Raw genomic sequence first — 25,081 nt, 5'->3', positions numbered from 1 at the left:
CTTCCACGTCGTGCCAACGGATCGTTCGTGGATCGGCCGTCCTGGCCGCCCCGAACTGCCTCACGCATCCCTGCGTGAGGCTCCTGGCCCAACGTAAAAGCCTCAGCTCTGCGAATGGCCCTTTGCCGCAGCTGACGCGCCAGCGCCTCTGGCAAATGAGCCCTTTTTAGCAGCACTCGCTGAAGCTTCGGAGCAGGCCGGACCACAAGTGGCCCCGGCCTGCGCACTCATCGTTGGCTTAACTGACAAGCATTACGCCATGAATAGCGGCCCTACGACTGCTATTGCGTTTAAATCACCACGCCACTTGTCGAAAATCCCCAGATCCTGCATCGTAAGAGCCATTTTTAAGACTGCTAAGGAGCTGGCATGCTACTCACTTTTTTCCGTTTCCTGTTCCGCCTGCTGTGGCGCGTGGAACTGCGCGGCGACCTCGCGGCACTGCATAAAGAGAAAGTGCTGATCACCCCCAATCACACGTCGTTTCTGGATGGGGTATTACTGGCGCTGTTTCTGCCGATCAAACCGGTGTTCGCGGTCTATTCATCGATCAGCGATCAATGGTTTATGCGTCTGCTGAAGCCGATCATCGACTTCGTTCCGCTCGATCCCACCAAGCCGATGTCGATCAAACATCTGGTGCGTATGATCAATCAGGGCCGTCCGGTGGTGATCTTCCCGGAAGGGCGCATCACCGTGACCGGATCGCTGATGAAGATCTACAGCGGCGCGGGCTTTGTGGCGGCGAAATCCGGTGCCACCGTGGTGCCGATGCGTATCGAAGGCGCGGAATATACGCCATTTGGTCGTCTGGCGGGCGTGTTTAAACGGCGCCTGTTCCCGCGCATCACCTTAACGGTGCTGCCGCCAACGGTAATCCCAATGCCTGAAGCCAAACGCGCGCGCGATCGCCGCACGCTGGCGGGCGAGCACCTGCATCATGTGATGATGGAAGCCCGCATGGCAGTGCGTCCGCGTGAGACGCTGTTCGAGGCTTTCCTCAATGCGCGTCAGCGTTATGGCGCGATGAAGCCGTGCATCGAAGACGTCAACTTCAAACCGGATAGCTATACCGGTTTGCTGAAGAAAGCGCTTGGCGTGGGCCGCATTCTGGAGCGTTACAGCCAGCAAGGTGAATACGTCGGTCTGCTGCTGCCGAACGCCACGGTGACAGCGGCGGCGATTCTCGGTGCCTCGCTGCGCGGGCGCATTCCGGCGATGCTCAACTACACCGCAGGTGTGAATGGCATGCGTGCGGCGTTGACCGCATCGCAGGTGAAAACTGTCTTTACCTCGCGGCAGTTCCTCGAAAAAGGCAACCTGTGGCACTTGCCGCAGGGACTGACCGAAGTGCAGTGGATCTATCTGGAAGATCTGAAAGATACCGTTACGCTGCAGGACAAGTTGTGGATTGTGGCGCATCTGCTGATGCCGCGCCGTGCGCTGGTGGCGCAGCAGCCGGAAGATGCGGCGATGGTGCTGTTTACCTCCGGTTCGGAAGGCCATCCCAAAGGTGTGGTGCACTCGCATAAAAGTCTGCTGGCGAACGTTGAGCAGATTCGTACCGTGGCGGATTTCACCCCGCGCGACCGCTTTATGTCGGCGCTGCCGCTGTTCCATGCTTTTGGTTTAACCGTTGGCCTGTTTACCCCGTTGCTGACCGGTGCGCAGGTGTTTCTCTATCCGAGCCCGCTGCATTACCGCATCGTGCCGGAGCTGGTTTACGACCGTAACTGCACCGTGCTGTTTGGTACCTCAACCTTCCTTGGCAACTATGCGCGTTTCGCCAGCCCGTACGATTTTGCGCGTCTGCGCTATGTGGTGGCGGGCGCGGAGAAACTGCAGGAAGCGACGCGTCAGATCTACATGGAAAAATACGGCATCCGTATTCTCGAAGGCTACGGCGTGACGGAGTGCGCGCCGGTGGTGGCGATCAACGTGCCGATGGCGGCGAAAAATCACACCGTGGGCCGCATTCTGCCGGGCATGGATTCGCGTCTGATTTCGGTGCCGGGCATTGAGCAGGGCGGTCGCCTGCAGCTGCGCGGTCCGAACGTAATGAACGGGTATCTGCGCGTGGAAAATCCAGGCGTGCTGGAAGTCCCGGTCGCCGATAACGGCGAAGGCGAGATGGAAGCGGGCTGGTACGACACCGGCGATATCGTCAGCTTTGATGAAGGCGGTTTCTGCCAGATTCAGGGCCGTGCGAAACGCTTCGCCAAAATTGCCGGTGAGATGGTGTCGCTGGAGATTGTGGAGCAGATTGCGCTGAAAGCCTCTAACGAGAAGCAACATGCGGCGTCGCTGCGTCCGGACGGTAATCGTGGTGAAGCGTTGGTGCTGTTTACTACCGACAGCGAGTTGGGCCGCGACACGCTGCTGAAAGCGGCGCGTGAAATTGGCGCGCCGGAACTGGCGGTGCCGCGCGATATCCGCGTGATGAAACAGCTACCGATGCTGGGTAGCGGCAAACCGGACTATGTCAGCCTGAAGCAGCTGGCGGAAGAGGAGCAGGCATGAGCCAGGCGTTAAATAAGGATGCACCGCTGTTATCGCGCAACATGCTGGCGGTGATTGTGGCGCAGTTCTTCTCGGCATTTGGCGACAACGCGCTGTTGTTTGTGACGCTGGCGGTGCTGAAAAATCAGTTCTATCCGGACTGGAGTCAGCCGATCCTGCAAATGCTGTTTGTGGCCACTTACATTCTGCTCGCGCCGTTCGTGGGCCAGATGGCGGATAGCTTTGCCAAAGGTCGGGTAATGATGTTCGCTAACAGTCTTAAGCTGCTCGGCGCGCTGGTTATCTGTTTCGGCTTCAATCCGTTCCTCGGCTATACGCTGGTGGGGATTGGCGCGGCATCCTATTCGCCAGCCAAGTACGGCATCCTGACGGAGATCACCAGCGGTGAACGCCTGGTCAAAGCCAACGGCTTAATGGAAGGTTCGACCATTGCGGCGATTCTGCTGGGTTCGGTGGCGGGCGGTATTCTGGCGGACTGGAACCTGGTCGCCGCGCTGGTGGTGTGTGCCATGACCTATGCGATGGCGGTGGTGGCGAACATCTTTATTCCGCGTCTGACGGCAGCGCGTCCCGGTCAGAGCTGGCATTTTGGCGCCATGCTGCGCAGTTTCATCGCGGCCACTAAGCTGCTGTGGCGCAACGGCGAAACGCGCTTCTCGCTGCTCGGCACCAGCTTGTTCTGGGGCGCGGGCGTGACGCTGCGTTTCCTGCTGGTGCTATGGGTGCCGGTGGCGCTCGGCATCAGCGATAACAAAACCCCGACCACGCTGAATGCCATGGTGGCGATTGGCATCGTGATTGGTGCGGCAGCGGCAGCGAAGCTGGTGACGCTGCAAACCGTGCGTCGCTGCATGCCAGCCGGTGTGCTGATTGGCGTGATGGTGGTGGTGTTCGCGTTGCAAACCAGCTTGCTCAATGCCTATCTGGTTTTGATGCTGATTGGTGCGCTGGGTGGTTTCTTCGTGGTACCGCTCAATGCGCTGCTGCAGGAGCGTGGCAAGGCGTCCGTGGGTTCGGGCAACGCGATTGCGGTGCAAAATCTCGGTGAGAATACCGCGATGTTACTAATGCTGGGATTGTATACCGTGGCGATTAAGCTGGGCGCGCCTGCGGTGGCGACCGGCGTCGGATTCGGCGCGATTTTCGCCGTGGCGATTGCGGTGTTGTGGTGGAAAGCGCGGAAGTAACAAAAGCATAGCGTCGTAGCGGGGCAATGTATTGCGCAATGGCGAATGCCGCACAAGTGGAAAAATGTGCGGCGTTTTTAAAGCGCGCGATAAATCGCGCCGCTACGGTGTGGTGCGATTTATGGCGCTGGATAGGTAAACTGGCGATGAATCGCTTCCAGTTCCTCTAACACCTCGGCATTCAGCGTCAGATTGAAACTCTCAACGTTAATCTTCAGCTGCTCCAGCGTGGTGGCGCCCAGCAAGGTGCTGGCGACAAACGGCTGTTGACGCACATACGCCAGCGCCATCTGCGACGGATCCATATTGTGTTTCTGCGCCAGCGCAACATAGGCTGCAATCGCCTGCTGTGACTGATCGCCGCTGTAGCGGGTAAAGCGACTAAACAGCGTATTGCGCGCACCGGCGGGTTTCGCACCGTTCAGGTATTTACCACTCAACGTACCAAACGCCAGGCTGGAATACGCCAGCAACTCGACGCCTTCATGCTGGCTGATCTCCGCTAAACCAACCTCGAAGCTGCGGTTCAGCAGGCTGTACGGGTTCTGGATGGTAACGATACGCGGCAGCTCATGCTTTTCAGCCAACTGCAGATAACGCATCACGCCCCACGCAGTTTCGTTCGACACGCCAATGTAGCGAATCTTACCGGCGCGCACCTGTTCGGTCAGCGCTTCCAGCGTCTCCAGCAGCGTCACCGGCACGCTGGAATCGGTGTATTGATAACCCAGCTTGCCGAAGTAGTTGGTCTGACGCTGCGGCCAGTGCAGCTGATAGAGATCGAGATAATCGGTGTTCAGACGTTTCAGGCTGGCATCCAGCGCTTCGCGGATGTTTTTGCGATCCAGCGCCTGGTTCGGGCGAATCGAGGCATCCGCGCCGCGTACCGGGCCGGCTACTTTGCTGGCGAGGATGATTTTGTCACGGCTGCCGCGCTTCTTCAGCCAGCTACCAATGTATTGTTCGGTTAATCCCTGGGTTTCCGGGCGCGGCGGCACCGGATACATTTCTGCGGTATCAATCAGGTTGATGCCACTGCTAACCGCGTAATCAAGTTGTGCGTGGGCGTCGGCTTCGCTGTTCTGCTCACCAAACGTCATGGTTCCAAGCCCCAGCTGACTCACTTCCAGCGTGCTATGGGGAATACGGTGATAGTGCATGTGCCGGCATCCTTTTTTCATTATGAAAGGGAATGTTGTGTCCTTTGGGACTATAGCGTGTGAAGCGGCGCGGAAGGAAGAGGGGAAAGTTCGGGAAATCGCCTGCACAAGGGGAAAACGCGTGCAGGCAGGGCAATTTGGCACTTAACGCTCAATGATGGTTGAAACCTCGTCACCATTGATCTGCATCTGATGGCCTTGCTCATCGGTGTACTGTACCAATCCGGTCTCTTTGTCGATGGCGGGTTTGCCATCTGTCATGATCATGCGGCCATCTTTGGTTGCCATGACGTAATCACTACTACAACCACTCATTAACAGCGTCACCAAGGTTAAACCTACTGCACTCACCAACCCTTTCATTCTTATCTCCTTCTCGCGACTTCAACAGCAAAAGTGTAGTAATAAATGCTTTCGTCGTTAGGAGTAATCGCATCATTCCTAAAATTATCGGCAGCAATATGCATTTACAGTAAAAAATGTCGCGCCAAAAGCGGACCGGTGAAGCTCTTCTTCAGATAAAAGCCGCGCGGCAGCGTCATGATTGGCTCGCCGTGTTCGCCAATCGCTTCGGTCAACGCTTTGCTGTTGGCGGCTTTAGGGCGGATTTGCAGCCAGGCACCGTGACGTGCGGTGATGCGCTCCACCTGACCGAGCACAATCATATCCATCAACTCTTCCCAGTCTTCGCGCAGCTGTTGCTCCTCTTCTGCACTCGGATGCCATAGCAGCGGCGAACCGACGCGGCGCTCGGCTAACGGCAAGGCACGATCTCCTTCGATCGGGATCCACAGCACCCGCGCCAGTTTGTGCCGCACATGGCTGGTTTGCCAGGTCACGCCGCTATTGCCGGTTAACGGCGCGACGCACACGAAGGTGGTCTCCAGCGGTTTGCCCTGCGCATCTACCGGAATGGTTTTCAGCTCAATGCCGAGATGGGCGAAATCCTGCTCGGCTTTGCTACCAGCGCTGGCACCCAGATGCAGCTCTAACAGCATGCCAACCCAGCCTTTGTCGCGTTTCAAATCTGCCGGAATCGGCAGGTTAATCTGCGCAGCCAGCGCGGCAAAGGTCTGTCCCGCCAGCTGCTGTGCGCGCTGCAGTAATTCCGCTTCGTTTTCAGGTGGCGATGGCAATAACGGTGAGGGGTGCATGCTAAAACTCACATTGGTTAAAGAGTGAACAGTAAACGCGAGCCGGGTTTGTCCACATGGCAGTTAGTTGAATAAAGGTGATAATAGCATGATTCAGCATGCTTTTTTATTTCAATAGAATGGGGCGATCCAGTGATATGGCCCGGTTATCCCAGCTTGTTATCGACAATGAACAGGTGTTGAACCTGGTTATCCACAGAAAAGTGGGGTAACACCCTTTTGGCCATACCCCTGTTTCCATTTACAGCCTTGACTTTCGCGTTTTGAACGCTTTTTTTCCTTTCTTTGACCAGGTTTAGGGCATTCTCTGTGGATAAAAACGTCGGTGATGGATCTTTAACCGATCGAAAAAACTGAGCGGAGTATAACTACGGATCCTGATAACGATTTAACGGTTAATAAGCCATATCTCGATGAATATTATTGTTTTTTTGATTTTTGTCATGTTGGGTAATGAGATTTATCCGAAGGGGTTATTCAATTCATTCCCGTGTTCTGCACAAAGCTATCCACAGAAAAGGTGAATAAGATCGCCAATAAATGGGCCTCTCTGTTTATAACTTGGCTAATCTCTGTGAGTTATCCTGTTTTTATTCCGTCAGCGGCCCGCTATCCAGTGGTTTACCGCCTGTAAGGAGTGTGAAACAATCAGGCTATTCAAATTTAGCTTTGAGGTAGTCCAGTGATCGATGATGATGGCTACCGCCCGAATGTTGGTATCGTAATCTGTAACAGGCAAGGACAAGTGTTGTGGGCCAGGCGCTTTGGACAGCACTCCTGGCAATTTCCTCAGGGAGGCATCAATCCGGGTGAAACTGCTGAACAGGCGATGTATCGCGAACTGTTCGAAGAAGTGGGTTTACACCGCAAAGATGTTCGAATACTTGCTTCAACCCGAAACTGGTTACGTTACAAGTTGCCAAAACGTTTGGTGCGTTGGGACACAAAGCCGGTGTGTATCGGCCAGAAACAAAAGTGGTTTCTTCTGCAGTTGATGTGCAGTGACGCGGAAATCAATGTGCAGCACAGCAGCACGCCCGAGTTTGATGGTTGGCGCTGGGTTAGCTTCTGGTATCCGGTACGTCAGGTGGTCTCTTTCAAGCGCGATGTATATCGCCGTGTGATGAAAGAATTCGCGGGCGTAGTGATGTCTATGCAGGAGAGTGCGGGGCAGCGTAATAATGCCGCCCAACGACGTAAAAGAGGATAGGCCACGCCCTTTATGCTCACTCAGTTACGCGAAATAGTAGAGAAAGTGGCGAGTGCTCCACGTCTGAATGAAGCACTCGACATTCTGGTAAACGAAATTTGCCTTGCGATGGAAACCGAGGTTTGCTCGGTTTATCTCGCCGATCACGATCGTCGTTGCTACTACCTGATGGCGACACGCGGGCTAAAAAAGCCGCGTGGTCGTACGGTCACGCTGGCGTTTGACGAAGGCATTGTTGGCCTCGTTGGACGCTTAGCCGAGCCGATCAACCTCGCCGACGCGCAAAGCCATCCCAGCTTCAAATACATTCCTTCTGTTAAAGAGGAGCGTTATCGCTCCTTCCTCGGCGTCCCGATTATCAGCCGCCGCCAGCTGCTTGGCGTGTTGGTTATCCAGCAGCGCGAACACCGTCAGTTTGATGAAAGCGAAGAGTCTTTCCTCGTCACGCTCGCCACGCAAATGGCGGGATTGCTGTCGCAGTCGCAGCTCGGTCAACTGTTTGGTCAATTCCGTCAGACGCGGGTAAAAGCGATTGCCGCTGCGCCGGGCGTGGCGGTCGCGCCGGGTTGGGTGGATGAAACTCAGCCGCTGCTCGATCAGGTTTCCGCTGCGTCCACGCTTGACGTGCAGCGCGAGCGCGAGCGCCTGGTGCTGGCGATGGGCGAGGCCGGCAACGAATTCCGCCGCTTCAGTAAACGCTTTGCTGCCAGCGTGCAGAAAGAGAGCGCGGCGATCTTCGATCTCTATTCGCACCTGCTTACCGATGCGCGGCTGAAAAAGGATCTGTTTGATGAGATCGAGCGCGGATCGGTAGCGGAGTGGGCGGTTAAAACGGTGATCGAGAAGTTCGCCGAGCAGTTCGCCAATTTGCAGGATCAATATTTACGCGAGCGCGCTGGCGATCTGCGCGTGCTCGGTCAACGTCTACTGTTCCACCTCGATGATTCGCTGGTCGGCACCAATGCCTGGCCGGAGCGTTTTGTGTTAGTCGCGGATGAACTCACTGCCACCACGCTGGCTGAATTGCCGCAGGAGCGTCTGGCGGGCGTGGTGGTGCGCGACGGTGCCGCCAACTCGCATGCGGCGATTTTAACGCGCGCGATGGGTATTCCCACCGTGATGGGCGCGGATATTCTGCCGGCGCAGCTCAACAAACGCTTGCTGATTGTTGATGGTTATCGCGGCGAAGTGCTGATCGATCCGGAACCGGTGCTGGTGCAGGAGTATCAGCGTTTAATCAGCGAAGAGAACGCGCTGAGCAAAATGGCCGAAGGCGTGGTCGAGCAGCCCGGTGAGCTGAAAAGCGGTGAGCGCGTTCAGGTGATGTTAAATGCCGGTCTCAGCCCGGAACACGAGCAGGCGCTTGACAACTGGGTGGATGGCATCGGTCTGTACCGCACCGAAATTCCGTTCATGCTGCACAACGGCTTCCCGTCCGAAGAGGAGCAGGTAGCGCAGTATCAGGGCATGTTGCAGCTGTTCTACGACAAACCGGTGACGCTGCGTACGCTGGATGTCGGTGCGGACAAACAACTGCCGTATATGCCGATCAGCGAAGAGAATCCGTGCCTTGGCTGGCGTGGCATTCGCTTAACGCTCGATCAGCCGGAAATCTTCCTGGTGCAGGTGCGCGCGATGCTGCGTGCCAACGTGGCGTCTGGCAACCTGAGCATTTTGCTGCCGATGATCAGCCATATCGATGAGATCGATGATGCGCGTCGTCTGATCGATCGCGCTGGCCGCGAAGTGGAAGAGATGCTCGGCTATGTGATTCCCAAGCCGCGCATTGGCATCATGATTGAAGTGCCGTCGATGCTGTTTATGATCCCGCATCTGGCGGATCGCGTCGATTTCGTCTCGGTTGGCACCAACGATTTGACGCAATATCTGCTGGCGGTTGATCGCAACAATACGCGCGTGGCGAACCTGTATGATTCGCTGCATCCGGCGATGCTGCGGGCGCTGCACACTATTGCCAGCGAAGCCCGCCAGGCCAAGCTAGAGCTCTGTTTGTGTGGTGAAATGGCCGGCGATCCAATGTGTGTCGCGCTGTTAGTGGGCATGGGATATCACCATCTCAGCATGAACGGCAAGAACGTGCCGCGGGTGAAATATCTGCTGCGCCATCTCGATTTTGAAGAGGCACAGAAGCTCAGCGAGCATGGACTGGCCGCGCATACTGCCTCGGAAGTGCGTCATCTGGTCTCCACCTTTATGGAGCGCCGTGGTTTAGGCGGTTTGATTCGCGGCGGGCGTTAACGGTTACAACTTCACGACCTGTAAAAAAAGTGGCTGTGCTATCATGCGCAGCCTTTTATTGTCCCGTTTCAGGGCAGAAAAATGATGGTGAAAGATGACTGACGGCTACATTTCGTTTCCCCAATTCGATCCGGTAATTTTCTCTATCGGACCGGTTTCGCTTCACTGGTACGGCTTGATGTATCTGGTGGGCTTTGTATTTGCTATGTGGCTGGCGACGCGACGCGCCAACAAACCTGGCAGCGGCTGGAAAAAAGAGGAAGTGGAAAACCTGCTGTATGCGGGCTTCCTCGGCGTATTCCTCGGTGGACGTATCGGCTATGTGTTGTTCTACAACCTGCCGTTGTTCCTTGAGAATCCGCTGTATCTGTTTAAGGTCTGGGATGGCGGCATGTCGTTCCACGGCGGCCTGATTGGTGTGATTGTGGTGATGCTGATTTTCGCACGCCGTACCAAGCGCACTTTCTTCCAGGTAGCGGATTTCATTGCCCCGCTGATCCCGTTTGGTTTGGGTGCCGGTCGTCTCGGTAACTTCATCAACGGCGAACTGTGGGGCCGCGTGGCGCCTGATTTCAAATACGCGATGTTGTTCCCCGGTTCACGCAGCGAAGATATCGCGCTGGCGGCCAATAATCCGCAGTACCAGGAATTGTTGAACACCTACGGCGTGCTGCCGCGTCACGCGTCGCAGCTGTATGAGCTGTGCCTCGAAGGCATCGTGCTGTTCATCATTCTCAACCTGTTTATTCGCAAGCCGCGCCCCATGGGCAGCGTCTCGGGCCTGTTCCTGATCGGCTACGGCGCATTCCGCATCATCGTGGAGTTCTTCCGTCAGCCGGATGCGCAGCTTGGTCTGTTTGAAGGCGGCGTCAGCATGGGACAGATTCTGTCGATCCCAATGATTCTGGCCGGTGTGATTATGATGATCTGGGCGTATCGTCGTCGCCCGCAGCAACAAACTCGTGAGGTAAAATGAAACAGTATCTGGACCTAATGCAACATGTGCTGAATGAAGGCGCAGAAAAGGCCGACCGTACCGGCACTGGCACGCTCTCCATCTTTGGCCACCAGATGCGTTTCAATTTGCAGGACGGTTTTCCGCTGGTCACCACCAAGAAAGTGCACCTGCGCTCCATCATTCATGAGCTGCTGTGGTTCCTGAAAGGTGAGACCAACATCGGTTACCTGAAAGAGAACAAGGTCACCATCTGGGATGAATGGGCAGATGAGAACGGCGATCTCGGCCCGGTATACGGCAAGCAGTGGCGCAGCTGGGGCAGCGCCTCGGGTGAAGAGATTGATCAGATCAGTAAAGTGATTGAGCAGCTGAAGCGTGACCCCGATTCGCGTCGCATCATCGTCTCGGCGTGGAACGTGGGCGAGCTGGATCAAATGGCACTGGCGCCTTGCCACGCCTTCTTCCAGTTCTATGTGGCTAACGGCAAGCTCTCTTGCCAGCTTTATCAGCGCTCGTGCGATATCTTCCTCGGTCTGCCATTCAACATCGCCAGCTATGCGCTGCTGTTGCATATGGTGGCGCAGCAGTGCGATCTCGATGTGGGCGATTTTGTCTGGACCGGTGGCGATACTCATCTTTACAGCAACCATTTAGAGCAGGCGCGCCTGCAGTTAACGCGTGAGCCGCGCCCGTTACCGAAGCTGGTAATCAAGCGTAAACCGGCTTCTATCTTCGATTATCAGTTCGATGATTTCGAGATTGAAGGCTACGATCCGCACCCAGCGATTAAAGCGCCCGTCGCAATTTAACAACACTCCGTAGGGTCGCCATTCATGGCGACCTCTACTCACCCGACCTCAATCCTCACTGCATCTCACTCTCCAAATCGCACCTCAATTCTGAATCCGCCTCACAAAACGCTGTATCCCTCTGCATGCCTCAACGATTTCCTGCGCAACGTTTCCCAACGCCGATTTCTCCCGCTTGTTCAACCTCATCCCAGTGGGCAGATTACCCGCCATGAACAGAAACGTTAACCACGGCTTCACTTTGCCCGAACTGTTATTGGTGATGGTGATCGCCGGCATACTTAGCGTCGGCGCGCTGCAGGGTTGGCAGCGCTGGCAGCAATATCAACAGCTGCGCGACAGCGTACTGCAACTGCAGGGATTTCTGCTGCGCTTGCGCGCCCATGCTAACTGGCACAACCGCGATCTCACGCTGTGGGTACAGAGCGGTGAAAACGGCTGTATTGGCGCGGGACCTAAACCTGCAGAAGGCTGCGCACTGCCCTCGCGCTGGTTATTTAAAACGCCGCACGACAGCGTGCGCCTTGTCGGCATCAATGGTGACGTCGGTTTTTACGGTCGGCGTGATGTCGCGCGTCCTGGCAGCATCGATCTCGCCAGTGCGGCGGGACGCTGGCGCTTAATTATCTCCGCCAGAGCGCGCATCCGTGCCTGTCAGCCGGGAGAGAAAGGATGCGAATAGTGCAACGCGGATTCAGCCTGCTGGAGATGCTGATTGCCATGGCGATTGGCGCGGTACTGATGATCAGCGTCGGGCGATTTTTACCGCTGCTGCTGGAGCAGAATCTGCGTCTGCAACAGCGCGTGCAGTTACAGCAGGAGCTGCAGCAGATCGCCAATACGCTGCAAAAAGCGCTGCGCCGAGCCGGCTATTGCCACGGCCAGTGCAGCGGTTCGGCGCTAACGATTGCCGCCAGCGGCAGCTGCGTTTTACTGCGCTGGGATGAGAACAGCAACGGGCGCTGGGAAGGCGTGGGCCACAGCGAAAGTGACTATTACGGCTATCGGCTGCGCAGCGGACAGCTTGAAATGCAGCGTGGCGTGGATGAGTGCAACAGCAGCGGCTGGGAGAAACTCTCCGATCCGGCGTTTCTCACCATCGATACCTTCAAGCTTGAACGGCAGGGATCGCGTCTGGTGCTGCAACTGGCGGGACACGCCAACAGCCAAAGCGTAGAACTGGCAAGCTGGATAGAAGGAATCAATCTGTGAAGCAGCGCGGCAATAGCACGCTGGGCATGGTGCTGATGATGTTACTGATGGGCGGATTGACGCTACACGCCACGCGAACGCAGCTCTCGCAAGGCATGGTGTTAGTGGCTGATGAGCAGCTGCACAGTCAGGATTTCTGGCAGGCGCAGGCGGCGTTAACGTGGGGCAGCGTGCAAAACTGGCCGCAGGCCACCGGCTGGCAATGTCAGCAATGGACAGCAGAACAGTGGCAAAGCTGCCTGCTACGAATGGAGGATGACAATGCGTTGTTATCGGGACATGGAGAAGGGCGCGCGCTGTGGCTCTATCGTTGGGTATCCATCCCCAACACGCAACCCCAGCCGCAAGCGCATGGCTGGATCGATTACTGCCCGCTGTCGCAGCCGGCGCTGTGCCAGCCAGAAGCAGCAGGGCTTTAGCCTGGCGGAAACGCTGGTGGCGATGCTGTTGCTGGCGATGACCATCAGCACATTACTGCAATATCATCGCGCGCTGGCGCTGGGGTTTAGCCAGCAGTGGCAGCAGCGTCAGGCGTGGCGCGTTGCCGGTCAGGCGTTGCTTGGCCATGACGTTGAGGGATGGCAGAGTCAGCGCCAGCAGCAGAGCCTGGCGGGCGGCTGCACGCTGGAGCGCGTCACGGTCATGGGGCCACAGCAGCGTTCCGCCTCACTGGCGCAGCTCAATTGCCACTAGCGGTAGGCATCGCAGGTGATAAACGGTAGAGTGGCTCGGCTGCGTTGTTGTCTTGTGTTTAGGAGAAATATGTTCCGGGTCTATCACTCTAATCAGCTTGATCTGTTGAAAAATCTGGCAGGTATTCTGATTGAAAATCAACCGCTGACCGATCCGCTGGCGGCTGAACAGGTGCTGGTACAAAGCCCAGGCATGGCGCAGTGGCTGCAAATGGAACTGGCTAACAGTTTCGGCATTGCCGCCAACATTGATTTCCCGCTGCCTGCGAGCTTCATCTGGAACATGTTCGTTAAGGTGCTGCCCGATATTCCTGAAGAGAGCGCCTTCACCAAGGCCAGCATGAGCTGGAAGCTGATGCATCGCTTGCCAACTTTGCTGGAGCAGGACGCTTTCCAGCCGCTGCGTCACTACCTCAATGATGACGACGACAAGCGCAAGCTGTATCAGCTCAGCGCCCGTGTTGCCGATCTGTTTGACCAATATCTGGTGTATCGCTCGGACTGGCTCAACAGCTGGGAGCGCGGTGAACGGATTGATGGCTTAGGCGAATCGCAGCAGTGGCAGGCGCTGCTGTGGTGCGATCTGGTTAACTTTACTGAAAGCCTGGGTCAACCGATGTGGCATCGCGCTAACCTCTATGCGCGCTTCATCCAAAAGCTGGAACAGGCGCAAACGCCGCCGCCGGGCTTGCCGCAGCGCGTGTTTATTTGCGGTATCTCCGCGCTGCCGCCGGTCTATCTGCAAGCGTTGGAAGCGCTGGGCCGTCACATTGATATCCATCTGCTGTTCACCAACCCATGCCGTCACTATTGGGGCGACATTCAGGATTATGCCTTTTTGGCCAGGCTGCAAAGCCGCCAGCGCCGCCGCATACAATCGGATGAGCTGCAGCCGCTGTTCCGCAATCCGGCTAGCGCGTCAGCATTGTTTAACGATATCGGCGAGCAGCAGCTGACCAATCCGCTGCTGGCGTCATGGGGCAAGCTGGGGCGCGATAACCTGTTTCTGCTGAGCCAGATGGAATCCGCCGCCAACGACATTGATGCCTTCGTCGAGATGCCTCAAGACAATCTGCTGCACAGCGTGCAAGCGGATCTGCTCAATCTGGACGATAAAGCGGTCATTGGCCTCAACGCCGGTGAGCTGGCGAACAGCGCCGAAAAACGCCTGCTTGATCCTGAAGATCGCTCAATCACGCTGCAGGTGTGCCACAGCGCCCAGCGTGAAGTTGAAGTGCTGCAGGATCATCTGCTCACGCTGATGGAAGCCCATCCCGAACTCAAGCCGCGCGACATCATCGTGATGGTGGCGGATATCGACAGCTACGCCCCTTTTATTCAGGCCGCTTTTGCCAGCGCGCCGAGCGAACGCTATTTGCCGTTCGCCATTTCCGACCGCCGCGCCAGTCAGGCGCACCCGGCAATTCTGGCGCTGCTCAGCTTGCTGTCGCTGCCTGAAAGTCGCTTTGCCTCCGAAGATGTGCTGGCGCTGCTTGAGGTTCCCGCATTAGCGCAGCGCTTCTCGGTGGATGAAAGCGGGCTGCGCCTGCTGCGCCGCTGGGTGATGGAATCCGGCATTCGCTGGGGACTGGACGATGCCAGCGTGGAAGCGCTGGCGCTGCCGGTAACCGGACAACACACCTGGCGCTTCGGCCTGCAGCGTATGCTGCTCGGCTATGCGCTGGAGAGCCGCAACGGCGACTGGCAAGGGATCCTGCCGTATGACGAATCCAGCGGTTTGATCGCTGAGCTGGCGGGGCATCTGGCTGAACTGCTATCGCGACTCGAAGAGTGGCGTGCGCGTCTGGCAAAAGAGCGCACGTTAGCGGAGTGGCAGCCGCTGTGTCGTGAGCTGATTGAGTGCTTCTTCAGCGGAGACGCCGAAAGTGAAGCCGCGCTGCTGCTGGTGGAAACGCAGTGGAAACAGATTATCGAGCAGGGCATGCAGGCGGCGTATCAACAGCCGATTCCGGTTACGCTGCTGCGCGATGAGCTGCGTTCGCGGCTCGATCAACAGCGCATCAGCCAGCGTTTTCTCGCCGGTCCCATCAACTTCTGTACGCTGATGCCGATGCGTTCAATTCCCTTCAAAGTGGTGTGTTTGCTGGGCATGAACGATGGCGTCTATCCGCGCACCTTAGCGCCGCTGGGCTTCGACCTGATGCAGCAACAGATGCGCAAAGGCGACCGCAGCCGCCGCGATGATGACCGCTATCTGTTCCTCGAAGCGCTGATCTCGGCGCAGCAGCAGCTCTATATCAGTTACATCGGGCGGGCGATTCAGGACAACACGGAGCGCTATCCATCGGTATTAGTGAGCGAGCTGGTGGATTACCTGGGGCAAAGCTTCCGTTTGCCGGGTGATGAAGCGCTCGAACCCGATATCAGCGAGCAGCGCGTGCGTGAACATCTGCAAAAGCTGCATAGCCGCATGCCGTTTGCCGCAGAGAACTTCAAGCCGGGCGCACACGGGCAAAGCTTTGCTGCGGAGTGGTTGCCTGCCGCCACCGGCAGCGGCGTGGCTCAGCCGGATTTTGTGCAGCCCTTGCTGCCTGCACCATTAGAAACCTTGTCGCTTGAGCAACTGCTGCGCTTCTGGCGCCATCCTGTGCGCGCCTGGTTTCAGCAGCGCTTGGGTGTGGCTTTCTGGATGGAAGAGAGCGAGCTGCCCGACAGCGAACCGTTCGCGCCTGACAGCCTCGAACGCTACCAAATCAACGCCCAATTGCTGAATACGCTGGTCAACGGTGACGATCCGGCGCAGCTGTATGCGCGTCACCGCGCCGCTGGCAATCTGCCTTATGGCGCGTTCGGGGAACTTTTCTGGCAGAGCCAGACCGAAGAGATGCAGGAAGTGGCCGCCGAGGTGAGTGGTCAACGCCAGCCCGCCGAAAGTTGGGAAATCAATCTGACGCTCGGCGCAGTGCAATTGACCGGCTGGCTAACGCAGGTGCAAGCTGATGGCCTGCTGCGCTGGCGTCCGGGCGTGCTGAACATGAATGATGGTCTGCTGTTATGGCTGGAACATCTGGTGTATTGCGCCTTGGGCGGCAGCGGTGAGAGCCGCATGTACGGTCGTAAACAGAGTCACTGGCGCTTCGCGGCGTTGCCTGCTGAACAGGCGCTGTCGCTACTGCATGAGTATGTTGCGGGTTATCAGGCCGGATTAGTTCAGCCGCTGCTGCTGCTGAATAAATCCGGCGGAGCCTGGCTGGAAGCCAGCTTTGATAGCAAGTCACAGCAGTTGCTGGAAGACGAAGCAACGCAGAAAAAGGCACTTAACAAATTACTGCAAGCCTGGCAGGGTGGTTTCCAGGTGGAAGGCGAGGGCAGCGATCCCTATCTGCAACGCCTGAGTCGGTCTTTGAACGATGATGCCGTGCAGGCGATTACTGCCGCCGCACGCCAATGGTATTTGCCGGTGCGCCTGGCGCATCAAAATGATGAATAGCAAGGGGATACGGCCTCGTTTGAGGTTGTTCCTGACACGATAAGAAAGTTTGTCTATTTCACCGCTGGGCACACAGCCAGCGGAAAAGGGTAATGTAAGGGGTTTAAATGCGGATTTACGCACGCTGGATTGGAGCGCTGCTGCTGAGCACGTTAGCGCTGAATGCCTTTGCCGATACCGATCGCGGCTGGCAACCCATCAATGACACCATTCGTAAAAGCGATCACGATCCACGCAGTTATCAGGCGATTACGTTAAACAACGGTATGATCGTGCTGCTGGTCTCGGATGCCGAAGCGCCTAAATCGCTGGCGGCGCTGACCTTACCGATCGGTTCGCTGGATGATCCTAATCAGCAGCTGGGTCTGGCGCACTATCTCGAACACATGGTGTTAATGGGTTCAAAGCGTTATCCGCAGCCTGATAATCTCGCCGAATTCCTGAAAAAAAATGGTGGCAGCCACAATGCCAGCACCGCGTCGTATCGCACGGCGTTCTATCTGGAAGTGGAAAACAGCGCGTTGCAGCCCGCAGTTGATCGTCTGGCCGATGCGATTGCTGAACCGCTGCTCGATCCGGTTAATGCCGATCGTGAACGCCATGCGGTTAACGCAGAACTGACCATGGCTCGCTCACGCGATGGCTTGCGTATGGCACAGGTGGGTGCAGAAACTCTCAATCCTGCGCATCCCGGCTCGCGTTACTCCGGTGGCAACCTTGATACGTTGAGCGATAAGCCGGACAGCAAGTTGCATCAGGCGCTGACCGATTTTTATCACAGCCACTACTCCGCCAATCTGATGAAGGCGGTGATCTACAGCAACAAGCCGCTGCCAGAGATGGCCGACATTGCGGCAAAAACCTTTGGTCGCGTGGCTAATCATCAAACGACGGTGCCAGAGATTGACGTGCCGGTAGTGACCGACGCGCAGAAGGGCATCATTATCCATTACGTGCCCGCACAGCCGCGCAAGCAGTTGAAAATTGAGTTCCGCATCCCGAACAACAGCGGCCAGTTTCGCAGTAAAACCGATACGCTGATCAGCTACATTCTGGGCAATCGCAGCAAAAACACCCTCAACGACTGGCTGCAAAAGCAAGGGCTGGCGGATGGCGTCAGCGCCGGTGCAGACCCGATGACCGAGCGCAACAGCGGCGTCTTCGCTATCAGCGTGTCGTTAACCGACAAAGGTCTGGCGCAGCGCGATGAAGTGGTGGCTGCGGTGTTCAACTACCTTGATATGCTGCGCACCAAAGGCATCAGTAAAGAATACTTCGATGAAGTCTCCCACGTGCTGGCGCTGGATTTCCGCTACCCATCAATTACCCGTGATATGGATTACATCGAGTGGCTGGTGGATACCATGCTGCGGGTGCCGGTTGAACACACGCTGGATGCGCCTTATCTGGCCGATCAGTTCGATCCCGCGGCAATCAAAACGCGTCTCGCCGAAATGACGCCGCAGAACGCGCGTATCTGGTACATCAGTCCGCAGGAGCCGCATAACAAAGAAGCCTACTTTGTGAATGCGCCCTATCAGGTGGACAAAATCAGCGACGCCCAAATTAGCGACTGGCAGCAACGTGCCGCGCAGCTCCAGCTGTCGATGCCCACGCTGAATCCCTACATTCCGTCGGATTTCGCCCTTATCCCCTCCGATGGCAAAACCTACGATCATCCAGTCGCACTGACCAATGGCGACAGCATGCGTATTTACTGGATGCCAAGTCAGCAGTTTGCCAGCGAACCGAAAGCCGCTATTACCTTAGCGCTGCGCAATAAATCGGCGATCAGCGACGCGCGCCAGCAGGTGCTGTTTGGGTTGAATGACTATCTCTCCAGCCTGGCGCTGGATGAATTGAATTCGCAGGCTTCGGTTGGCGGCATCAGTTTCTCCACCGGGGAAGATGATGGCATCGTGTTTAGCGCCAGCGGGTTTACCCAACGTCTGCCGGAATTGCTGAAGAAGCTGGTGGAGGGTTACGCCACCTTTACGCCGGACCAGCAGCAGCTGGAGCAGGCCAAATCCTGGTATCTGGATCGACTGGAAGCGGCTGAGAAGGGCAAAGCGTTTGAGCAGGCGATTCAGCCGATGCAGATGTTGTCGCAGCTGCCTTACACCCAACGTGAAACGCGCCGCAATCTGGTGAAAGACATCACGCTGAAACAGGTCACCGATTACCGCGATGCGCTGATTCATCATGCAACCCCGGAGATGATGGTGGTGGGCAATCTCTCTGCAGTGCGCGTGAAACAGCTCGGCGATGAGCTGCAGCAACAGTTGCACAGCGATGGTCACGGCTACTGGCACAGTGATTATGTGACGGTGGATAAAGCGATGAAGGCCAATCTGCAGAAAGCCGGCAGCAGTACTGATTCGGCGCTGGCCGCGCTGTATGTGCCGTTGGGCTACAGCGAATATCAAAGCATGGCCAACAGCACCATGCTGAGCCAGATCGTTCAACCCTGGTTCTACAACCAGTTGCGCACCGAAGAGCAACTCGGCTATGCGGTGTTTGCTTACCAGATGCCGATCGGACGCCAGTGGGGCATCGGTTTCCTGCTGCAAAGTAACAGCAAGCAGCCGGCCTTTTTACTGCAACGCTTCCAGGCATTTTATCCGCAGGCTGAACAGCGTCTGCGCAGCATGAAAGCAGAGGATTTCGCCCAGTATCAGCAGGCGCTGATCAACGATATGAAGCAGCGTCCGCAAACGCTGGATGAAGAGGCGAACCGCTTTAACCGTGACTTTAAACGTCAGAACTTTGCCTTCGATACGCGTGAAAAAGCGATTGAGCAAATTCAGCAGCTGACGCCAGCCGGCCTGGCCGACTTCTTCCATCAGGCGGTTTTAGCGCAGCAAGGCATGGCGATGATTTCGCAGATCGGTGGCAGCCATGATGGCGCGACCAAAGATGACTACGCCCAGCTGCCGGGCTGGACCACATGGGATGAAGTTCAGAAGCTGCAGCAGTCGTTGCCCGTGAAGAGTGATGCCCAATGAGTCTGCTACCTGAATCGCTCAATCCTCTGACGCTGCCGCTGCGCGGTGAGCGTCTGATTGAGGCCTCAGCCGGCACCGGCAAAACCTTCACCATCGGCCTGCTCTATCTAAGGCTGCTACTCGGATTGGGCGGACAACATGCTTATTCGCGCCCGCTGTCGGTAGAAGAGATTCTGGTCGTGACCTTTACCGAGGCCGCGACCGCTGAACTGCGCGGGCGTATACGCGCCAACATTCACGAGCTGCGGCTGGCCTGCCTGCGCGGCGTCAGCGGCAACCCGATGCTGATGCAGCTGCTGCAGGAGATTCCACAGCCCGCCGATGCGGCTTCGCTGCTGCTGGCCGCTGAACGACAGATGGATGAAGCCGCCATCTTCACCATCCACGGCTTCTGCCAGCGCATGCTGAATCTCAACGCCTTTGAGTCCGGCATGCTGTTTGAACAGCAGCTGATTGAGGATGAACAGCTGTTGCTGCGCCAGGCGACTGCCGATTTCTGGCGTCGTCACTGCTATCCGCTGACGCTGGATGTCGCGCGAGTGATTGTCAGCGAATGGAGCGGCCCGGAGCAGTTGCTTTCCACCTTGCGTCCGTGGTTGCAGGGCGAATCGCCCAGCCTGCGTCTGCCGCCTGCCGACAGTGAAACCCTGGCTTCGCGCCACAGCGAAAACCTGGCGCGTATCGCCGCGATTAAAGCGCAATGGCTGACGGTGGGTGACGAAGTGCTGACGCTGGTGGGGCAATCTGACGTGGATAAGCGCAGCTACAGCAGCAAGAATTTGCCGGTTTGGGTCAATAAAGTCAGCTTTTGGGCGCAGAGCGAAACGCGTGATTATCAGGTGCCCGCCGAACTGGCGCGCTTCGGTCAGCGCATGCTTGAAGAGAAGACCAAAAAGGGCAGTCCGCCGCATCACAGTGTGTTTGACGCCATCGACACTTTCCTTGCTCAGCCGCTGTCGCTGCGCGATCTGGTGATTGCGCGTGCGCTGGTAGAGGTGCGCGCTGCGGTGCGCAAAGAGAAACGTCAGCAGGCACTGTTGGGTTTTGATGACCTGCTGAGCCGCCTCGACGAAGCACTGCAGCAGCCGAGCGGTGAGCAACTGGCTCAGGCGATTCGCCAGCGTTTCCCGGTGGCGTTGATTGATGAGTTCCAGGATACCGATCCGCTGCAATACCGTATTTTCCGCACGCTTTATATTAATCAGCCAGCGCATGCGCTGCTGTTGATTGGCGATCCCAAACAGGCGATTTACGCCTTTCGTGGCGCGGATATTTTTACCTATATCCGCGCGCGCAGTGAAGTCAGTGCGCACTACACGCTGGATACCAACTGGCGCTCGTCGCCTGCGATGGTCAACAGCGTTAACCAACTATTTGCGCGCCTCGACGCGCCCTTCCTGTTCGCTGAGATCCCGTTCCAGCCGGTGCAGTTTGCGCCTCCCAACCAGCAACTGTCGCTCAGTATCGATCAGGTTGAGCAAGCGGCGTTACGCTTCTGGCTGCAGCCGGGCGAAGGCTGCAGCGTTGGGGATTATCAACAACGTATGGCGCAGCAGTGTGCGGCCGATATCAGTCGCTGGTTGCAGGCCGGGCAGCAGCAGCGCGCGATGCTGGGCAAAGCGCCCAATTTGCGGCCGGTACAAGCCTCTGACATCACTGTGTTAGTGCGCAGCCGTAACGAAGCTAACCTGATTCGCGAAGCACTCAATCTGCTCGGTATTCCGTCGGTTTACCTGTCGAATCGCGACAGCGTTTACACCACGCCGGAAGCGCGTGAGCTGTTATGGCTGTTGCAAGCGGTGCTGGCGCCGGAGCAGGAGCGTATGCTGCGCACCGCGCTGGCAACCTCGCTGTTTGCTTTTGATGCCTCGCAGCTGGATGCGCTGGATCAGGACGCGCGCGGCTGGGATGAACTGGTGGATACCTTTGCCCGCTGGCAGCTGGTGTGGCAGCAGCGTGGCGTCTTGCCGATGCTGCGCGAGATGATGCTGGAGCGTCAGCTGGCGGAAAATCTGCTGGCATCGGAGAACGGCGAGCGTCGTCTGACGGATTTACTGCATCTCGGTGAACTGCTGCAGGAAGCGGCTGCGCAGCTGGATAGCCCACATGCGCTGGTGCGTCATCTGGCACAGCAGATCGCGCGCCCGGACAGCCAGTCTGCCAGCCAGCAGCTGCGTCTGGAGAGCGATCGTCATTTGGTGCAGATTGTCACCATCCACAAATCTAAAGGGCTGCAATATCCGTTAGTGTGGCTGCCATTCGCCGCCGGTTTTCGCGAGGCGGATACCGCGCTTTATCACGATCGTGAGAGCTTTAACGCGGTCCTGGACCTGCAAGCCGACGAAGAGAGCCTGGCGCTGGCCGAACAGGAGCGTCTGGCGGAGGATTTGCGCCTGCTCTACGTGGCGTTGACCCGTTCGATCTATCACTGCAGCGTCGGCGTGGCACCGCTGTTTCGCGGCACGCGCAAGAAAGAGGGCGAGAGCGATTTGCATAAAAGCGCGCTCGGTTTTCTGTTGCAGCGCGGTGTAGCGGCAACGGCCGAACAGCTCGGCGCGTTGCTGCATAACATGGACGCGGCGGGCACCGAGGTGGTGCTGGCTGAAGATATGCAAGCCGAGCGCTGGCAGGTTGAGGCGGTCGCCGATAGCGAGTTGGGGGCGCGAAGCGTAACGCGTGTGCTGGCCGATCCGTGGCGCGTCACCAGTTATTCCGGTTTGCAGCAGCACAGTTCTCACCGTCTGCTTGAGGTGATGCCGAATTTCGATGTGGAAGCAGCCGGCGAAGAGGATCGGGAAGAGGAAGGGCAAGCGGCGCTCACGCCCCATCACTTCCCGCGCGGTGCTGCGCCGGGAACGTTTTTGCATGAGCTGTTCGAATCGCTGGATTTCCCGCAGCCGCCCTCCGAGGAGAAGCTGGCGCAACATCTGCAGCAAAACGGCTATCCGCTGCACTGGCAGCCGATGCTCAGTACGTGGATCAGGCGTGTATTGAGCACGCCACTTAACGCGCAGGGTATTCATCTGGCGCAGGTGCAGAGCAGCGATCGTTTGGTGGAGATGGCATTCTATCTGCCAATTGACAATGTGCTGACCGCGCGTGAACTGAGCGCGTTGATTACTCAGGATGCGTTATCGGCGCAGGCTCCGCCGCTCGATTTCCGTCAGGTGCAGGGCATGCTGAAAGGCTTTATCGACCTGGTGTTCCGCTGGCAGGGCAAATATTACCTGCTGGATTATAAATCCAACTGGCTCGGTGACAGCCATGAAGCTTATACGCCGCAGGCAATGGCGCAGGCGATGATCAACCACCGCTACGATTTGCAGTACCAGCTCTATACACTGGCGCTGCACCGCTATTTACAACATCGCGTGCCGGATTACGATTATGAGCAGCATTTCGGCGGCGTATTTTATCTCTTCCTGCGTGGCATGGACGGCAGCTCGCCAGACAACGGCGTGTTTCATACCCGTCCCACCTTCGACTTCATTTCACAACTGGATAGCCTGTTTCGCGGGCCGGGAGCGACAGCATGAGCGGTATGACCGCGCTTTTAGCACAGGCGGCTGAGCTGCGTTTGCTGCGCTCGCTGGATGTCCAGTTCGCTCAACTGCTGGCTGATGATGATCAACCGGCGCGTTTGCTGCTGGCGGCCTGCCTGAGCGCGGAAGCGGGAGATGGGCATGTCTGTTTGCCGTTATCACAGCTGAGCCGCGACAACCTGTTTAAAGGGCGTCATGCGGAGCTGGCGCAGGCTATCTGGCAAGCGGCAGGCGAACCGCAGGATTGGCCGGCAATTTTAGCCGGCTGGTCGGCGCTGAGTAGCAGCGAGCAAGCGGCACCCATCGTGCTGAGCGAAGATCGTCTCTATCTGCATCGCCTTTGGCACAACGAAGGGCAGGTGGCACGCTTCTTTCAGTCACAGTCAACAGCACAGCCTTTTGCGCCTGAACAGGTCCGGCAAGTGCTGGATCAGCTGTTTGGCAGCGAGCCGGATAACTGGCAGAAGATTGCGGCTGCGGTGGCACTGACGCAGAAAACCGCGGTGATCTCGGGCGGTCCCGGCACCGGCAAAACCACCACGGTGGCAAAACTGCTGGCGGCGCTGATCCGTCTCAGTGAAGGCGCGTTACGTATTCAATTGGCTGCACCCACCGGCAAAGCGGCGGCGCGTCTCACCGAATCGCTGGGCAAGGCGCTGCAAAAGCTGCCGGTGAGCGAGGCGGAGCGGCAGCGCTTTCCGGCTGATGCCACCACGCTGCACCGCTTGTTAGGCGCGCAGCCGGAAACGCAGCGCCTGCGCTATCACGCCGGGAATCCGCTGCATCTGGATGTGCTGGTGGTGGATGAGGCCTCAATGGTCGATCTCGGCATGATGGCGAATTTGATTGCCGCATTGCCAGCGCAGGCGCGCGTGGTGTTCCTCGGCGATCGCGATCAGCTGGCATCGGTGGAAGCGGGCGCAGTGCTCGGTGATATCTGTCGCTGTGCCGAAGCCGGTTACAGCCCAATGCGCGCTACGCAGCTAAGCGAGCTCACCGGCAGCGAGGTGGCGGGCATCGATGACAGCAGCGCACCCGCGGTACGCGACGCGATTTGCCTGCTGCGTAAAAGCTACCGCTTTGACGCCAACTCCGGCATTGGCCAACTGGCCGCAGCGGTTAACGCCGGTGATGCAAAGGCGGTTGAAGCCGCATTCAAGGCTGGTTTCAGCGATATCACCCGTCAACCTTTGCAGGATGCTGATGCGTATCAGGCGATGCTGACAGAGATTGCCGCCGGTTATCAGCCGTTCCTGACACTCATTCGCCAACGCGCTGATCCTGCTGAGATTATCGCGGCGTTTGGCCGATATCAGCTGCTGTGCGCACTGCGTGAAGGGCCGTTTGGCGTGCAGGGATTGAATCAGCGTATTGAGCAGAAGCTGATGCAGCTGCAGCTGATTCGTCGTCCAACCGGCGGCAGTCGCTGGTATCAGGGACGTCCGGTGATGGTGACGCGTAACGACAGCGCGCTGGGCCTGTTTAACGGCGATATCGGCATTACGCTGTTTGATGAGGAAGGTCTGCTGAAGGTGTTCTTCCCGTTGCCGGATGGCAGCATCAAGGCGGTGCAACCGAGCCGATTGCCAACGCACGATACCGCGTGGGCGATGACGGTGCATAAATCGCAGGGATCGGAGTTTGATCACACGGCGTTGGTGATGCCGGCGCAGTTTCTGCCGGTGTTAACGCGCGAACTGATTTATACCGCAATTACCCGCGCGCGTAAGCAGCTGACGTTGTACAGCGATGACGGCGTGTTCCGCCGTGCCGTGCAGTTGCGTACCCAGCGTCGCAGCGGACTGCTGGAGCGATTGAGCGGGGAGTAAAACCGGTTGGCATCAATGCCGTCATAGGGGATGGTGCGGTGATGTGCAAGGTCGGCATGAATGCGGTCATAGGGGATGGTGCGGTAATCGGCC

17 protein-coding genes are annotated in these 25,081 nt (G+C 57.4%); 14 read left to right on the top strand and 3 right to left on the bottom strand.

Going from position 1 to position 25,081, the window contains the following annotated elements; genetic code table 11:
* Nucleotides 1-369: 369 nt before the first annotated feature.
* Together aas and lplT are read left to right on the top strand one after the other, a co-directional pair.
* Nucleotides 370-2,520 carry a bifunctional acyl-ACP--phospholipid O-acyltransferase/long-chain-fatty-acid--ACP ligase gene (aas, locus tag K5Y30_RS08765; protein ID WP_222211037.1) on the top strand — a complete coding sequence of 717 codons (2,151 nt, stop codon included), beginning with the start codon at nt 370-372 and terminating at the stop codon, nt 2,518-2,520.
* The gene (gene lplT, locus K5Y30_RS08760) at nt 2,517-3,707 is read left to right on the top strand and encodes a lysophospholipid transporter LplT (RefSeq protein WP_110867969.1); all 1,191 of its coding nucleotides are present in this window, start codon (nt 2,517-2,519) and stop codon (nt 3,705-3,707) included. Before aas ends, lplT begins: the two co-directional genes overlap by 4 nt.
* 119 nt (nt 3,708-3,826) lie before the next feature.
* Here the strand turns inward: lplT and K5Y30_RS08755 are convergent, their stop codons facing one another.
* The 3 genes from K5Y30_RS08755 to mutH all read right to left on the bottom strand — a co-directional run bounded on the left by K5Y30_RS08755 (nt 3,827) and on the right by mutH (nt 6,021).
* Nucleotides 3,827-4,867 (bottom strand): NADP(H)-dependent aldo-keto reductase, encoded by a 1,041-nt coding sequence (locus K5Y30_RS08755; RefSeq protein ID WP_110867968.1) that lies wholly within the window; start codon nt 4,865-4,867, stop codon nt 3,827-3,829.
* A 144-nt stretch (nt 4,868-5,011) separates the two neighbouring features.
* Nucleotides 5,012-5,230 (bottom strand): YgdI/YgdR family lipoprotein, encoded by a 219-nt coding sequence (locus K5Y30_RS08750; protein ID WP_222211035.1) that lies wholly within the window; start codon nt 5,228-5,230, stop codon nt 5,012-5,014.
* Nucleotides 5,231-5,334: 104 nt separating this feature from the next.
* Nucleotides 5,335-6,021, bottom strand: coding sequence for a DNA mismatch repair endonuclease MutH (gene mutH / locus K5Y30_RS08745; RefSeq protein ID WP_217549448.1), 687 nt, complete (start codon nt 6,019-6,021; stop codon nt 5,335-5,337).
* Nucleotides 6,022-6,703: 682 nt separating this feature from the next.
* Between mutH and rppH the strand changes: the two genes are divergently transcribed.
* The 12 genes from rppH to recD all read left to right on the top strand — a co-directional run bounded on the left by rppH (nt 6,704) and on the right by recD (nt 24,988).
* The gene (gene rppH / locus K5Y30_RS08740; RefSeq protein WP_007890933.1) at nt 6,704-7,231 is read left to right on the top strand and encodes an RNA pyrophosphohydrolase; all 528 of its coding nucleotides are present in this window, start codon (nt 6,704-6,706) and stop codon (nt 7,229-7,231) included.
* Nucleotides 7,232-7,243: 12 nt separating this feature from the next.
* Nucleotides 7,244-9,490 carry a phosphoenolpyruvate--protein phosphotransferase gene (ptsP, locus tag K5Y30_RS08735; protein WP_110867966.1) on the top strand — a complete coding sequence of 749 codons (2,247 nt, stop codon included), beginning with the start codon at nt 7,244-7,246 and terminating at the stop codon, nt 9,488-9,490.
* A 94-nt stretch (nt 9,491-9,584) separates the two neighbouring features.
* Nucleotides 9,585-10,466: a prolipoprotein diacylglyceryl transferase gene (lgt, locus tag K5Y30_RS08730; RefSeq protein ID WP_008109262.1), complete on the top strand. Its 882-nt coding sequence runs from the start codon at nt 9,585-9,587 to the stop codon at nt 10,464-10,466.
* Nucleotides 10,463-11,257, top strand: a complete 795-nt coding sequence (thyA, locus tag K5Y30_RS08725; RefSeq protein WP_222211033.1) for a thymidylate synthase — start codon at nt 10,463-10,465, stop codon at nt 11,255-11,257. The genes lgt and thyA overlap by 4 nt, the downstream gene beginning before the upstream one ends.
* Before the next feature lie 211 nt (nt 11,258-11,468).
* Nucleotides 11,469-11,939 carry a prepilin-type N-terminal cleavage/methylation domain-containing protein gene (locus tag K5Y30_RS08720; protein WP_222211031.1) on the top strand — a complete coding sequence of 157 codons (471 nt, stop codon included), beginning with the start codon at nt 11,469-11,471 and terminating at the stop codon, nt 11,937-11,939.
* Nucleotides 11,930-12,469 (top strand): prepilin peptidase-dependent protein, encoded by a 540-nt coding sequence (locus K5Y30_RS08715; RefSeq protein WP_222211029.1) that lies wholly within the window; start codon nt 11,930-11,932, stop codon nt 12,467-12,469. Before K5Y30_RS08720 ends, K5Y30_RS08715 begins: the two co-directional genes overlap by 10 nt.
* Nucleotides 12,466-12,888, top strand: coding sequence for a DUF2509 family protein (locus tag K5Y30_RS08710; RefSeq protein ID WP_110867963.1), 423 nt, complete (start codon nt 12,466-12,468; stop codon nt 12,886-12,888). Before K5Y30_RS08715 ends, K5Y30_RS08710 begins: the two co-directional genes overlap by 4 nt.
* Complete coding sequence (locus tag K5Y30_RS08705; RefSeq protein ID WP_146001291.1) at nt 12,821-13,162, top strand: prepilin-type N-terminal cleavage/methylation domain-containing protein; 342 nt, start codon at nt 12,821-12,823, stop codon at nt 13,160-13,162. The genes K5Y30_RS08710 and K5Y30_RS08705 overlap by 68 nt, the downstream gene beginning before the upstream one ends.
* 69 nt (nt 13,163-13,231) lie before the next feature.
* The gene (gene recC / locus K5Y30_RS08700; protein WP_222211027.1) at nt 13,232-16,612 is read left to right on the top strand and encodes an exodeoxyribonuclease V subunit gamma; all 3,381 of its coding nucleotides are present in this window, start codon (nt 13,232-13,234) and stop codon (nt 16,610-16,612) included.
* 107 nt (nt 16,613-16,719) lie between these two features.
* Nucleotides 16,720-19,617 carry a pitrilysin gene (ptrA, locus tag K5Y30_RS08695; protein ID WP_222211025.1) on the top strand — a complete coding sequence of 966 codons (2,898 nt, stop codon included), beginning with the start codon at nt 16,720-16,722 and terminating at the stop codon, nt 19,615-19,617.
* Nucleotides 19,614-23,153 (top strand): exodeoxyribonuclease V subunit beta, encoded by a 3,540-nt coding sequence (gene recB / locus K5Y30_RS08690; protein WP_222211022.1) that lies wholly within the window; start codon nt 19,614-19,616, stop codon nt 23,151-23,153. The genes ptrA and recB overlap by 4 nt, the downstream gene beginning before the upstream one ends.
* Nucleotides 23,150-24,988, top strand: coding sequence for an exodeoxyribonuclease V subunit alpha (recD, locus tag K5Y30_RS08685; RefSeq protein WP_222185560.1), 1,839 nt, complete (start codon nt 23,150-23,152; stop codon nt 24,986-24,988). The genes recB and recD overlap by 4 nt, the downstream gene beginning before the upstream one ends.
* Nucleotides 24,989-25,081: the final 93 nt, after the last annotated feature.

The organism is Pantoea sp. DY-5 (assembly GCF_019795955.1).
Lineage (GTDB): Bacteria > Pseudomonadota > Gammaproteobacteria > Enterobacterales > Enterobacteriaceae > Pantoea > Pantoea leporis.
Note: the sequence above shows the minus strand (reverse complement) of the source record. Positions and strands in the feature narration are given on the sequence as shown.